Genomic DNA, 13,212 nt, shown 5'->3' with positions numbered 1-13,212 from the left:
TCAGGACAGGGACCCAAGGACGATGCAACGACGCAGCCTCCTACGCGGCGCCGCGAGCGCGACAGTGGCCCTGGCCGCGCCACGGATCGGATTGGCCCAGGCCGGGCGCGTGCTGCGCGTGGCACCGCACGCCGACCTGTCGATACTCGATCCCGTGTGGACGCTCGCCTACATCACCCGCAACCACGGCTTCATGGTATTCGACACGCTCTACGGCCTGGACGCGGAGTTCCAGCCGCAGCCGCAAATGGTCGCCGGCCATGCGGTGGAGGAGGATGGCCGGCTCTGGCGGCTGACGCTGCGGGACGGGCTGATCTTCCATGACGGCACTCCCGTCCTGGCGCGGGACTGCGTGGCCAGCATCCGCCGCTGGTGGAGCGCCGACGCCTTCGGCCAGACGCTGGCGGCCGCGACCGACGAGCTGTCGGCGCCGTCAGACAAGGAGATCCGCTTCGGCCTGAAGCGTCCCTTCGCCCTGCTGCCGACGGCGCTCGCAAAGGCCAGCCCTTACATGTGCGCCATCATGCCGGAGCGCCTCGCCGTCACGCCGCAGACGACGCAGGTGAGCGAGATGATCGGCAGCGGTCCCTTCCGCTTCCTGGCGAATGAACGGGTGCCGGGCGCCTTCTCGGCCTGGCAGCGCTTCGACCGTTATGTCCCGGCGCCCGGCGCGAACAGCTTCCTGGCCGGTGGCAAGCGCGTCCATTTCGACCGCGTCGAGTGGAAAATCTTGCCGGAGCCGGGCACGGCCGCCGCCGCGCTCCAGTCCGGGGAGATAGACTGGTGGGAGCAGCCCAGCCCCGACATGCTGCCGCTGCTGCGCCGGAACCGGAATGTGGTGATCGAGACGATCGATCCTAGTGGGTCCATCGGCGTGTTCCGCTTCAACCACCAGCACGCGCCCTTCAACAATCCGGCGATCCGCCGCGCCGTCCTTGATGCCGTGGACCAAACTCCCTTCATGCAAGCAGTGGCGGGGGAAGACCCTTCCCTCTGGCAGGATCGGGTGGGCTTCTTCACGCCTGGTACGCCGATGGCGAGCAACGCCGGTATGGAGAACCTGTTCGGCCCGCGCGACCTCGAGCGTTCGAAGCGCGAGCTGGCCGCGGCGGGCTACCGCGGGGAGCGGGTGGTGCTGCTCGCCGCGACGAATATCGAGGCGATCAACGTCATGGCCAGCGTGGTGGGGGACCTGCTGAAGCGGCTGGGGATGAATGTGGACTACGTCGCCACCGACTGGGGCACGGTGATGCAGCGCCGCACCAGCCAGCAGCCTACCGAACGCGGCGGCTGGAGCGCCTTCGTCGGTACCTGGTCCGGCTATGACCTGGCGAGCCCCGCGGTCTCCATCTCGCTCCGCGGCAATGGCGGAGCGGCGGGCGGCTGGCTGGAATCGCCGGAGATTGAGCGGCTCCGCAGCGCCTGGTTCGAGGCGCCCGACCTTGCGGCGCAGCAGCGCCTCTGCCGCGAGTTGCAGGTGCAGGCCTGGCACGACGTCCCCTTCATCCCTCTGGGCCAGTGGCGGACCCAGACGGCCAGGCGGCGCGAGATCACCGACCTGCCCCGCGGCGTTCCTGCCTTCTGGGGCGTGCGGCCGGCATGAAGGCAGAGCTCATCCTCCACGGAGGTGACATCCGGACTATGTGGCCGGAGCGGCCCCGGGTCGAGGCAGTCGCCATCGGGAGCGGCCGCATCCTCGGCATAGGCAGCCGTGCCGACCTGGACACTCTGGCCGGACCAGGGACGCGCCACGCCGATCTCGCCGGCCGAATGGTGCTGCCGGGCCTGACGGATCATCACCTGCACCTATTCCAAGGTGCGCGCGCGGAATTGCATGAGATCCGCTTGGACGCCGATCTGGACTTCGATGCCCTGCTGTCCCGAGTGAGGGACGCCACCGCACGCCCGGGTGGGCGAGACTGGGTGATCGGCGGCGTGTTCGGCCCGGCGGCCCTCGCCCGCATGCAGGAGCCCGGCGCACGCGAGACGCTGGATGCGGTGAGCTATGGTCGTCCGGTGGCGCTGATGCATGTCAGCGCGCATGGCTACTTTGCCAACTCCGCCGCGTTGCAAAGGGCCGGTATCGACGCCGGCACGCCGGACCCGGAAGGGGGCGAAATCCTGCGCCGTCCCGGCGGCCGCGAGCCGACCGGTCTGCTCTACGAGGCCGCGGCGTGGCGGTTGCGCGACGCTGTCCCATCGCTCACCGAGGTGGAACGGGCTGCCGTGGCGCGGCACGGGATCGCCACCCTCAACCGCCTCGGCATCACGGGATTTGCGGATGCCAACGCCACGTCGGACCTGCTGCGCGCTTACCGCACCCTCGACAACGCCGGTGAGATGAACGCCTGGGGAAGCTTCTTCCTCGCCCTCAGCGCGACCTGCCCTGGAGGCGGGCCGGCCCATGGCGGGGCCGACCTGATGGCGGGGCGGCACGGCCTCTGCGGCCCACACATGAACGCCGACTTCGCGAAGATCTTCCTCGACGGCGTGCCCTCTCTCCGTACTGCGGCAATGTTCGCCCCCTACGCCGTCACCCCAGCCAGCGAGGCCCCGAGCGATGGCGGACCTGCTCTGCTCTCGCAGGACGCGCTGACGGAGGAGATGACGGCTTTCGACCGGGCAGGGCTGACGGTGAAGGTGCATGCGATCGGGGAGCGTGCCATCGCCATGGTGCTGGACGCTGTGGAGGCAGTGCGTCGGCGGAATGGCGCCGATGGGCCGCAGCACCACATCGCGCACGGCAACTTCATCCGGCCGGAGGACATCGCCCGCCTCGCGCGGCTCAACGTGCTGATGGACTTGAACCCACAGCTCTGGTTTCCCTGCGGGGCAAGCCTGACGCATGAACGAATGGTCGGCCCGGCGCGCTATGCCAGTTCCTGGCCAATCCGCAGCATCCTGGAATCCGGAGCGACCGCCGCGGCGGGCACCGACTGGCCGGCGGTAGCGGTGGATCCCAATCCCTGGATAGGGCTGGAAGGAATGATCACACGCCGTGACCCCACTGGCACCCATCCGGGCACTCACAACCCCGACGAGGCGATCACACTGGAGACTGCCCTGCCGCTGTTCACCAGTGCGCCCGCCCGCGCCCTGCGCCGCGCCGAAGTGACCGGTGCGATTCGACCCGGCCTGTCCGCCGACCTCGCCGTGCTCGACCGCAACCTCTTCTCCGTCCCGGCCGAGGAAATCGGCAGTACCCAGGTCGTCGCCACCCTGTTCGAGGGTAGGACGGTACACGGCGGGCTCTAATCCAGCTGCCTACCGAGATGAAGGGATCTTTAGCCGGATAGCCGGCGACAGATTCATGGATGCGTCCAACACACGGCGCACTGAACGCTGCCCAGGGTACGAGTAGAAAACGAGAGGAAGCGATCCATGCTCTTGAATCGACGGCACTGTGGCCTGGCCAGCCTTTGGATGGCCGTCGCACTTCTTGGTCCTGCAGGTGCCGCCCGTGCACAAGCACCTGATCCAGCCCTTGTGGAAGCCCGGCGACAACGCTCGAACCCGTCGGTTGCACTGCTGATGTACCGTCACTTGGACGAGCTGCTGCACACCCGGATGGTTGCACCAGGCGCCAGCACTTGGCAGCTCGAGCGATCAAACCTCGCCCTCCCGGACGATATGCGCGTCACCATCGGTGGCCAATCGACAACCTTCGCCGCTGCGCTGCAGGAGCTTCGGGTTAATGCTGTGATCGTCCTGCGGGACGGCCGAATTGTTCGGGAGATTCACCGCAATGGCGGCACCGAGGAGAGTCGTTACATCGGCTTCTCCATGTCGAAGTCCTGGATGTCCATCCTGCTCGGCATTGCCATTCAGCAGGGGTACATCGGTGGGGTAGATGATCAGGTGGTGAAATACCTGCCGGAACTGGCTGGCTCCGGCTACGATAACGTCACGCTGCGGCACCTGCTAACGATGCGTGCCGGCACCTCTTGGGTGGAGGACTACTCTCCAGGCACCGAGCTGGATCGGGTACGTGACGCCTCCGCCAACGCCGAAACTGCATACTACGAGGAGATCGCCACCAGCCTCCGCGCGGCAGATCCGCCCGGTACCCGTTTCAACTACTCTACCCTCGATACCGAACTGGCCGGGGTCATCTTGGCGCGGGCTACGGGACGCACCGTCGCGGATTACATGGGCGAGATGCTCTGGCAGCCGGCCGGCATGGAAGCCCCGGGCTACTGGCTCATGCAGGGTCCCACAGGGCGGCAGCACGAGTGGTACGGCGCTGGCTTTGGCGCTCGGCTGCGCGATTACGCGCGGCTTGGTCAGATCATGCTCGACGGCGGCGTGGCGAATGGCCGCCGGATCGTCCCCCAGGCCTGGGTGGACGCTTCAACCCGGTCGGAAGATGGGCGCTACTTCTATTTCTGGTGGGGCGTTCCCGGTGTGGACGGGTTCTCGGCCAACGGAATCGGTGGGCAGCGCGTCTTTGTCGACCGGGCGACGCGCACCGTGATGGTGCTCGCAAGCTACGCCGCCGTGACAGGCGAGACCCGAGGCGCCGACCTATTCAAATCCGTCATCGCCGCATTGCGCTGAACTGTTCCAGAGCCGGCCCCTGCACAGCAGGTAAGCGATTGTACAGGCAGCTGTGCAAAATGGCGGGGACCGGCTAACACTTACAGAGCGGAACACCGCTAGTTTACAGAATGCGCCCTTATGCGACTGGGTGTCCGGATGATCTCCGATGCAACGTCAGACGAGTACTGCACCGAGAGAGGCAACGATTCGCACAAGCCTTGCTGCTGTCAGCATCTCAGGCTGGGAGGTCGGACGGCTCGCCTGGGCATGGCGATGAAGTCACCTAATTATGCGGTACGACGGACGGGTCTGGTCAAATGCAGGACGGCAGTTCTCTAGGCTGGATAGCGTTGAAGCAGGCGAGTTACGGCGTAGTTGCAGCGTTACCAAGACGAGACGCCTCAGTTGCCGAGGCACAGCCGGGCAGGTGAGTGGCCACATTGCCTCTGTGACCCTGGCACGGCTTCGGACCGTGCCAGGATCTGGGGCCTCAGCGGGCCGGTGGGGGATATTGCAGGCCGCCCTCGGTCCAGAGGCGGTTCACTCCGCGTTGCAATCCCAGCGGGGCGACATTGCGATCCCACTGCTCGGCCGCGTTTCCGACCTGACGGACGATCTGCACCGCCCAGTCATCGCGCACCCCGAGCATGGTCCCGAAGCCGCCAGTGCGGCCCAGGAAGCGCTGCACCTCGGGATCGGAATCGCTCATCCGGGCGTCGATGTTGGCGGAGGTGATGCCGAACTCCTCCGCCAGAAGCGGCGCGTATCCGGCCCAGCGCACGAGATCGAACCACCTCTGGTCGCCTTTGCGGATCACCGGCCCGAGCGGCTCCTTGCTGATGATTTCGGGCAGGAGCACGAAGTCGGGCGCCTCTGCCCCCAGCCCAATCCGGAAGGCGGTGAGGGCTGCAGTGCCGATCGTGTAGGCGTCGCAACGCCCGGCCAGCACGGCGTTCCGTACCTCCTCCACCGTCTCGATGACGAGAGGGGTGAGGCGCATGTTGTTGCGCCGGAAGTAATCGGCGAGGTTCAGCTCTGTCGTGGAGCCGGGCTGCACGCAGACCGTCGCCCCGTCAAGTTGGCGCGCGGAGGTGACGCCGAGCGATCGGCGGACGAGGAAGCCCTGGCCGTCATAGAAGGTCACGCCCGTAAATTGCAGGCCGAGGCTTGCTTCCCGGGCCAGGGTCCAGGTGGTGTTGGAGGCGAGGATGTCGATCTCGCCGGACTGGAGCATGGGCAGACGGTTCTGGAGCGTGGTCGAGACGTAGCGGACGCGCGAGGCGTCCCCGAACATCGCTGCGGCGACCGTGCGACAGACATCGACGTAGAGCCCAGACCAACTGCCGCGGCTATCCACGGTGGCAAAGCCGGGGAGGGTGGCGGCGGTCCCGCAGACAACCTGCCCGCGCGCGCGAACCGCGTCGAAGGTAGGAGACGGGCCGGTTGCGGGTGTTTGCGACCCTGCCGGGCTGGCCAAGAGCATAGCCATGACCGTTGTCAGGGCCACTATGGATCGGATCATCGCTCGGCTTCCTCCCACGATTGACGATTGTCGAAAATCACACACAAACTGCATCAGCGAAGGCTCTCATCGAGGGCACGCGTGCGAGAGGAACGGCGGTGTTGGCGATCGTCGCGCCCGTGCCGCGCTTGCCGTGCCGACGGTCCACCCACACAGTCGGAATGCCAAAGCGCGACGCCGGATCGACGTCGTGATGGCGGCTCTGCGCAACGTGGAGGATGCTCTCCTTTGCGTAACCCTGCGCGGCGAGATCATTGATAGCTGTCTCGAAGTGACGAGCGCCCGGCTTATAGGAGCCAACGCGCTCCGCCGTGACCGTGAGAATGAAGGGAACCTCAAGCAGGCGGAGGCTGCGCGCGAGCGATGCCTCGTCCACGTTGGAGAGGATGGCGAGCGCGAAGTGGCCGGCGAGGCGGCGCAGGGCCGCAACCGTGTCGGGGAAGGGCGGCCAGTCCCCAACGGAGGCGGCGAAAGCCGCGCGCTGCGCCGGATCGTCCGGCAGGCCGAAGGTGGCCTGCACGTCACCCCAGGTGCGGGACAGCACCTCCGGGTAGAGGAGGGCTGGGCGGGTCTGCTGATGTCGTGCTTGGTGGAGGGCGAAGGCAGTGAGCACAAGGTCTTCGGGAATGTCGGACCGCCCGGCTGCTGCGAGCCAGGGGCGAACCAAGTCGAGGATCCCCGTCTCCCAGTCGATCAGAGTGCCGTAGCAGTCGAAGGTGAGGACGCGCTTGCCCGTCGCGTCCACCCGGGTGTCGAAGGTCATGGTGTCTCCTGTTCGGCCAGCCAGGTGGCGACGCGGGCACGCGCCTCCTCAACCTGGTGGGCGTTGAGCTCGGCCGCCTCGTCCCTGCGTCCGCGGCGGGCGAGGGTGAGGAGCTTCCGGTGCGAGGCCACCCAGCCGATCGAGAGGCCCGCGGCAGTCCACGCAGGAAGCAGGTAGCGGGACACCGCGATATGCAGGCTCTCAACCTGGGCCAGGACGCGAGGTCGCTCCGCCCGGCGCATCAGGGTGCGGTGAAAGCGCCAGTGCAGATCGGATTGCCCGATCGGGTCGCACGGCGCGGTGTCCGCCTCGTCCAGCAGCGCAGCCGCCTCATCCATATCGGAGGCGGTGAGGTTCGGGATCGAGAGCCGCAGGGCGTGGGCCTCCAGCATCGTCCGGAGTTCCGCGATCTCCTGGAGGTCGTTTGGATCGGCTGGGGCGACCGTGATGCCGCGGTGGCGGTTCACGATCAGAAGGCCCTCTCCTGTCAGGACCTGCAGCGCCTCGCGCACAGGGGCGCGGCTCGTGCCGAAGTGCCGGGCGAGGTGGTCCTGCTTGAGCTGGGTCCCGGCTGGCAGGCGACCGGTCAGGATGCCCTCGCGGAGGGCGGCCGCCACCGCGTCCGGAAAGGACCGGGTCGGGGTGAACTCGGTGAGGTCCAGTCCGATGAGGGGCAAGGGCAGCATAGAGGTAATCTGCGCGATTTGCCGATTTTCGACAATCGTTAATTCGAGCGCTGTGATGGATCCGCTGGGTGCGGTGGCCTGGTGAGCATGCCCTTGCGTGAAGCTAGTGAGGATCGATCAACCTCTGAAGTGCGCGCAGAGTTGTCATGTCCGGTCCTGGCCGAGAGCGGTCTGGCAGCTTCCACGCGCTGCTACGGGAAAGCAGACCTTCAGAGGAACGTCTCGAAGCCTCCTTCGTGGACCTCAGACGCTGACAGCTTGGACGCCTTGCTCCGTGAGGCGGGGATGGGGATGACGGTGCTCGAGAGGTCTGGCCCGCTTGGGAGCCGATGACCCGAGCTTGCCGTCACCCCCGCCGCACCATTCAGCCTACAGAGCGCGGCACCGGCGTGTTGAGCAGCTGCTGCTCCCAGAGATATGCGATGCCGCTGCCACCAGCATGCTGCGTGATGACCTGCGTCAGCGCGGCAGCCTGCTCGGTCCGCGCCCAGTCGCGTTGCCATTCAGCCGCCAGGGCCAACCAAGTCATCATGTTCGCGCCAGCCGCGATCATGCGCTTGATGGCCACCTCGTGGGCCTCGACAGAGACGCCGCCAGACGCATCGGTGATCACCGTCACGTCCCAACCCTCCCCGAGAGCCTGGATCGCCGGCATCGCGACGCAGACCTCAGTCCACAGGCCGGCGATGACCAGCTGCTTGCGGCCCGTCGCCCTGACCGCGTCTACGACCTTCGGATCTTCCCATGTGTTGATGAGCGTCCGGTCGATGACTGCCTGGCCGGGGAAGACGTCGGTGACCTGGGGGAAGAGCACGCCGCCCCGCTCGGCGAGCACCGACGTCAGGATGGTGGGAACACCGAAGGCCTTGGCCGCCTTCGCCAGCCCGACGGTATTGTTGACCACCATCTGCGGCTCATGGCTGTTCACGTTGGCCAATTGATAGGGCTGGTGATCGATCAGGACGAGGACGGAATCCTCGGGCCGCAGAAGGGAGGCGAGGCCATTACGGAAGGTCATAGGGTCATCCTCTGCCGAGGTTGCGCTTCACAGGAGTTCGCGGAGGGACAGGCGCCGACAACGGCGATGCCCGGGCGGGACATTGTCGTTCCGACTTGCATCGCAGTAGCCCCATGTGGTGGTAAGCTGTGTCGCGCATCGGGGAACGCCGGCTTGGACATCGAGGACCTGCGGACCTTCGTGGAGGTGGCGGATGCTGGTGGGATCTCGACGGCAGCACGTCGGCTCGGCGCCTCTAAGTCGGTCGTCAGCCGGAGCCTCGCCCGGCTCGAGGCGGAGCTCGGCATCCAGCTTCTCGCGCGCACTACCCGGGGCGCCGCCCTCACGGAGGCCGGAAGCACGTTCCGCGACCATGCGGCCCGGGCCTGTGCCGAGATCGACCTGGCGAGGGAGACGATCCTGCCAGCCGGCCAACTCTGCGGTCGCCTGCGGGTCGCCGTCCCGCTGACTTTCGGACCAATCCACCTCGCGCCCGTGCTGGCCAACATGGCGCGGCAGCACCCGCAACTCCACATCTACGCGTCCTATACCGATCGCTTCGTCGATCTCATCGCCGAGGGCTTCGATTGCGCGATCCGGATCGGCTACCTTCCGGATTCCAACCTGATTGCGAGACGCGTCGGGCCGATCCATGGCAAGCTCGTTGCAAGCCCGGAGTATATTCAGGCGCACGGTTTACCCGAGACGCCGGATGAGCTCCTCACCCATCAGGCTCTCATGCAGGGCACCGAAACTTGGCAGCTGATGGATGGCAACAGGATCATCACAGTCCGTCCACAGGGACGCTTCAAGGCTGATAACGGCACCGCCCTCGCCGCCGCCGCCCTGGCCGGCCTTGGCATTGCCTGGATCCCGGACGGCATCACCCAGGAACATCTGGCCTCTGGCGCGCTTCTTCCGGTCATGACGCGATACCCGCCACCGCCGGCGGGCGTGTACGTCATCCGTCCACCCGGCCACCTTCCCGCGCGGAAGATCCGGGTGCTGATCGAGCTTCTAATCGAGTGCTTCGGTCAGGTTTCGGCCCCTGACACTGTAGGCTCTGGGACCAGAGAGGGCCTACCTCGGCGCGGGGAGGAAGACGAGCGCGGTCAAGGACTGACTGATTGGGTGCATCCCAAATCGGTGGAGGTAGGAAGCGCCTGATAAGGGAAGTGAGCTTACATCCGTAGCGCACCCGCACGGGTCAGTCGGCCCTGTCCGGGCGGGTGCCGTACTGTTTTCACCGTTTACTGATAAGTTGCGTCCCCTCCCCCCTTTTCGAGAGCTGATCACCCCCAATCGTCAGCAGGCCAGAAGCGAGGCATCGGAAGGCGTCGACCGCCTTCGCGATCACGGCGCGCGGGTCGTCGGCGGCGGCAACCCAAAGGGCGGCATTGAGCGCGGCCCCGTTGATCAGCCGCGCCGCGGCCTCCGCGTCCACCGGACGTACAGTCCCCGCTGCAATGAGCGACCGAAGCGTGTCCGTCGTCTCGCGCAGGCAGGCGTTCTGCCCTGGCCAGCGCGAGGGATCACCGAGCACGGCCGGCCCGTCCAGCAGCATGATTCGCTGGATCTCCGGCTCGAGCGCCAGTTCGATGTAGGCCACCCCCTCGGCCAGGAAGCCGAGCCAGGGCGATCCTGCGCGGTCTCGCGCGAGTTTCGCCTTAGCCACCATCTCCGCGTCGAGCTGCTCGATCACCGCCCGCAGCAGGCCCTCCTTGCCGCCGAAGTTGTGGTAGAGTGCCCCCCGCGTTAGCCCGGCCATGGCGGTCAGCTCATCCATCGAAGCCGCGGCATAGCCCTTCTCCGCGAAGGCTGACCGCGCGGCGAGGATGAGCTTGGCCCGGGTCTCTTCCATCATGCGTGCTCGCTGTCCCGCGGCCATCACTCCCTCCCGTCCACGCGTGGTCCAGCGCATTCGAGTTGACATACGTTGCGTATGTTATCACTCTCTGACATACGAGGCGTATGTATAACGCGCGTCGTCGCCGGTGAAAGATGTTCCGGCCCGACACGAACGGAGATGGCACATGACAAAGCGCGACGCGATCTTTCCGCCCGGCCGACAGGCGCTCTACGAGAAGCACCGCTACTCCGCGGCCATCCGCTCGGGCGACCTGCTCTTCGTCTCCGGCCAGGTCGGCTCGCGGGAGGATGGCTCGCCCGAACCCGACTTCGCGAAGCAGGTGCAGCTCGCCTTCGACCGGCTGAACGCCGTGCTGGCTGCGGCCGGCGCCAGCTTCGACGATGTGGTCGACGTGACCACCTTCCACACCGACCCGGAGGCGCAGTTCGAGACGGTCATGGCGGTGCGCGACACCGCAATTGGCGCGCCGCCCTATCCCAATTGGACCGCGGTGGGCGTGACTTGGCTCGCGGGCTACGACTTCGAGATCAAGGTCATCGCCCGGATCCCGGCCGGTGCCGCCTGACGCGGGCGGTGGGTCTGCGCCAGCCTGGGACCCGGCGCCGAATGGCGCCTGCGATCCCAGCCTTGTGGCCCACGAGCGTGCCGGGATCGTTCTCTCGGCCGGCAGCGGCGCCGCTTGGCGGTCCCTGCTGCTGCGACGCTATCTTGCCCCCGCGGTGATCGACGAGATCGTCCTGCCTGCCTCAGACGACCAGGTCATCGTTCTGGTGACGGACGCATGCTTCGGTATCGAATCCCGCGCTGAGGGCCGATGGCACGGGGCACGCTACCAGACCGGCAGCCTGGGCATGACGGCACCCGGGTACGAGACCGTGCTGCGCTGGCGTGGGGAGGCACCGAACGAGACTCTGCACCTGCACCTGCCGGCGGCCACGCTGCGCCGCGTGGCTACCGACCTCTCGGGCGCGGACCCGGCCCGGGCCGCCATGCCGAACGCGCTGGCCTACCGCGATCCCCTCGTTGCGCAGGTGATGCTGGGCCTGTCGGAAGCCCTTCGATCCGGGGCACCGGAGCTCTATGCGGAAGCCTCGGGCGAGTTGCTCGCCGCCCATCTCCTACTGCGCCACGCCGGCCTGCGGCCGAGGGCGCCGTCCTCGGTCCCGGAGCGGCGGCTTCGGCAGCTGGACGCGTTCATGCGCGCCCACCTCGCCGAGCCGCTGACCCTGGCCGGGCTGGCGCGTGAGGCGGGGATGAGCCCCTTTCATCTGTTGCGCAGCTTCCGGCGCGTGCACGGCGAGACACCGATCCGACGGCTCACGCGCCTGCGCATGGAGGCAGCGCGGAAATACCTCGAGGCCGGGCAGGAGCCCGTCTCGGCGGTCGCCTTCCGGTGTGGCTACGACAACCCGTCGCACTTCGCCACCGCATTCCGCCGGATCGTCGGCGTCTCGCCCAGCGCCTACCGCGTGGGACGTCGCTGAGGCACCGGCGCAGCAATCCCGCGAGCGTCTTACGCAGGATCGCGAGCGCTACCCACGCGACAGGGGCCTAGGGTGACGGTCGCACACTCCTGTCCGCCCGGAGATCGACGCGATGGATGAGACGCCCGACGAGCCCGGCTGCTATCCCGGCGGAGTCGGCCGCCGGCCGCTGATGGTCGGCGCGGCCCTCGCCACCTCCTCCCTGCTCCAGCCGGACGCCGCGGCGCAGGGCGTCGCGGCCGGCCGGGTGGCGGTGCGCCTGACGGTGAACGGCGCGGCACGGCAGCTGACGCTCGACCCGCGCGCCTCCCTGCTCGACACGCTGCGGGAGGGGTTGGCGCTGACCGGGGCCAAGAAGGGCTGCGACCACGGGCAATGCGGCGCCTGCACGGTGCATCTGGACGGGCGGCGCGTCGCGTCCTGCCTAACGCTGGCGGTGCAGGCCGACGGGCGCGCCGTGACGACGATCGAGGGTATCGCGCCGGCAGATGGCGAACTCCATCCGATGCAGCAGGCGTTCATCGACCACGATGCCCTGCAATGTGGCTACTGCACCCCGGGGCAGATTATGGCCGCCATCGCCCTCGTGCGGGAGGGACATGCCGATAGCGCGGAGGAGATCCGGGAGTACATGAGTGGAAATCTCTGCCGCTGTGGGGCCTATGCCGGCATCCTGGCTGCGATCCAGGACGCCGCGCCCAGGATGCGGGCGGGCTGAGCCGATGCAGCCCTTCACCTACGCCCGCGCCGGTAGCGAGGCAGCTGCGATCCGCGCCGTCTCGGCGGGCGGCTCAGGCACGCGGTTTCTAGCAGGCGGCACCACGCTCTACGACATCATGAAGCTCGGGGTCGAGGCGCCAGAGAGGCTGGTGGACATCAGCGCGCTGCCCGAACTCGGCCGCTTCGACACGGCTGGCCCGCGCGAACTGGTCTTCGGGGCCGGCGCGCGGATGAGCGACGTGGCGGCCGATCCCCGTCTTGTTGCCGACTATCCCGCGCTGTCGGAGTCGCTTTGGAAGGCCGCGTCGCAGCAGCTGCGCAACATGGCCAGCCTCGGCGGCAACCTGCTGCAACGGACGCGCTGCGCCTATTTCCGGGACGGAGAGCCCTTCGCCTGCAACAAGCGCTCACCGGGCAGCGGCTGCGCGGCGCGGCAGTGGATTGATCGTGGCCATGCCGTGCTCGGCGGCAGCGAGGCTTGCATCGCCACCTATCCGGGCGACTGGGCGGTGGCGCTGGGAGCCTTCGACGCCGTGGTGGACGTGGCCGGCCCGAACGGGGCCCGCACGATCCCGCTAGAGGCACTGCACCGCGAGCCTGGCGCGACACCGGAGGTGGAGACGAGCCTCGC

The 13,212-nt window shown here is 67.6% G+C and carries 12 protein-coding genes; 7 read left to right on the top strand and 5 right to left on the bottom strand.

The annotated features are described in order from the left end of the window. Positions 1-22: 22 nt before the first annotated feature. The 3 genes from ACP6CK_RS28605 to ACP6CK_RS28595 all read left to right on the top strand — a co-directional run bounded on the left by ACP6CK_RS28605 (position 23) and on the right by ACP6CK_RS28595 (position 4,557). A complete protein-coding gene (locus tag ACP6CK_RS28605; protein WP_426960104.1) occupies positions 23-1,603 on the top strand; it encodes an ABC transporter substrate-binding protein in 1,581 nt (526 codons plus the stop codon). Then, positions 1,600-3,255, top strand: a complete 1,656-nt coding sequence (locus tag ACP6CK_RS28600) for an amidohydrolase (protein WP_426960103.1) — start codon at positions 1,600-1,602, stop codon at positions 3,253-3,255. Before ACP6CK_RS28605 ends, ACP6CK_RS28600 begins: the two co-directional genes overlap by 4 nt. 288 nt (positions 3,256-3,543) lie before the next feature. Beyond that, positions 3,544-4,557: a serine hydrolase domain-containing protein gene (locus ACP6CK_RS28595; protein WP_426960102.1), complete on the top strand. Its 1,014-nt coding sequence runs from the start codon at positions 3,544-3,546 to the stop codon at positions 4,555-4,557. 472 nt (positions 4,558-5,029) lie between these two features. Here the strand turns inward: ACP6CK_RS28595 and ACP6CK_RS28590 are convergent, their stop codons facing one another. From ACP6CK_RS28590 to ACP6CK_RS28575, 4 genes are all read right to left on the bottom strand, one after another. Then, positions 5,030-6,022, bottom strand: coding sequence for an amino acid ABC transporter substrate-binding protein (locus ACP6CK_RS28590; protein WP_426960184.1), 993 nt, complete (start codon positions 6,020-6,022; stop codon positions 5,030-5,032). A 76-nt stretch (positions 6,023-6,098) separates the two neighbouring features. After that, positions 6,099-6,824: an HAD-IA family hydrolase gene (locus tag ACP6CK_RS28585; protein WP_426960101.1), complete on the bottom strand. Its 726-nt coding sequence runs from the start codon at positions 6,822-6,824 to the stop codon at positions 6,099-6,101. Further along, positions 6,821-7,510: a GntR family transcriptional regulator gene (locus tag ACP6CK_RS28580; protein WP_426960100.1), complete on the bottom strand. Its 690-nt coding sequence runs from the start codon at positions 7,508-7,510 to the stop codon at positions 6,821-6,823. Before ACP6CK_RS28580 ends, ACP6CK_RS28585 begins: the two co-directional genes overlap by 4 nt. 364 nt (positions 7,511-7,874) lie before the next feature. Continuing rightward, positions 7,875-8,528, bottom strand: coding sequence for a hydrolase (locus ACP6CK_RS28575; RefSeq protein ID WP_426960099.1), 654 nt, complete (start codon positions 8,526-8,528; stop codon positions 7,875-7,877). A gap of 153 nt (positions 8,529-8,681) precedes the next feature. Between ACP6CK_RS28575 and ACP6CK_RS28570 the strand changes: the two genes are divergently transcribed. Beyond that, complete coding sequence (locus tag ACP6CK_RS28570) at positions 8,682-9,674, top strand: LysR family transcriptional regulator (protein WP_426960098.1); 993 nt, start codon at positions 8,682-8,684, stop codon at positions 9,672-9,674. Positions 9,675-9,750: 76 nt separating this feature from the next. Here ACP6CK_RS28570 and ACP6CK_RS28565 read toward each other — a convergent pair whose 3' ends face one another. After that, positions 9,751-10,395, bottom strand: coding sequence for a TetR/AcrR family transcriptional regulator (locus ACP6CK_RS28565; protein WP_426960097.1), 645 nt, complete (start codon positions 10,393-10,395; stop codon positions 9,751-9,753). A gap of 145 nt (positions 10,396-10,540) precedes the next feature. On the opposite strand from ACP6CK_RS28565, the gene ACP6CK_RS28560 reads away from it, so the two are divergent. From ACP6CK_RS28560 to ACP6CK_RS28550, 3 genes are all read left to right on the top strand, one after another. Next, positions 10,541-10,942, top strand: a complete 402-nt coding sequence (locus ACP6CK_RS28560; protein ID WP_426960096.1) for a RidA family protein — start codon at positions 10,541-10,543, stop codon at positions 10,940-10,942. Further along, positions 10,932-11,861 carry a helix-turn-helix transcriptional regulator gene (locus tag ACP6CK_RS28555; RefSeq protein WP_426960095.1) on the top strand — a complete coding sequence of 310 codons (930 nt, stop codon included), beginning with the start codon at positions 10,932-10,934 and terminating at the stop codon, positions 11,859-11,861. Before ACP6CK_RS28560 ends, ACP6CK_RS28555 begins: the two co-directional genes overlap by 11 nt. A 112-nt stretch (positions 11,862-11,973) precedes the next feature. Next, complete coding sequence (locus ACP6CK_RS28550) at positions 11,974-12,579, top strand: (2Fe-2S)-binding protein (protein ID WP_426960094.1); 606 nt, start codon at positions 11,974-11,976, stop codon at positions 12,577-12,579. Positions 12,580-13,212 lie beyond the last annotated feature (633 nt).

The organism is Muricoccus radiodurans (assembly GCF_050154705.1).
GTDB lineage: Bacteria > Pseudomonadota > Alphaproteobacteria > Acetobacterales > Acetobacteraceae > Roseomonas > Roseomonas radiodurans.
This window is presented reverse-complemented; position numbering and strand designations above follow the sequence as displayed.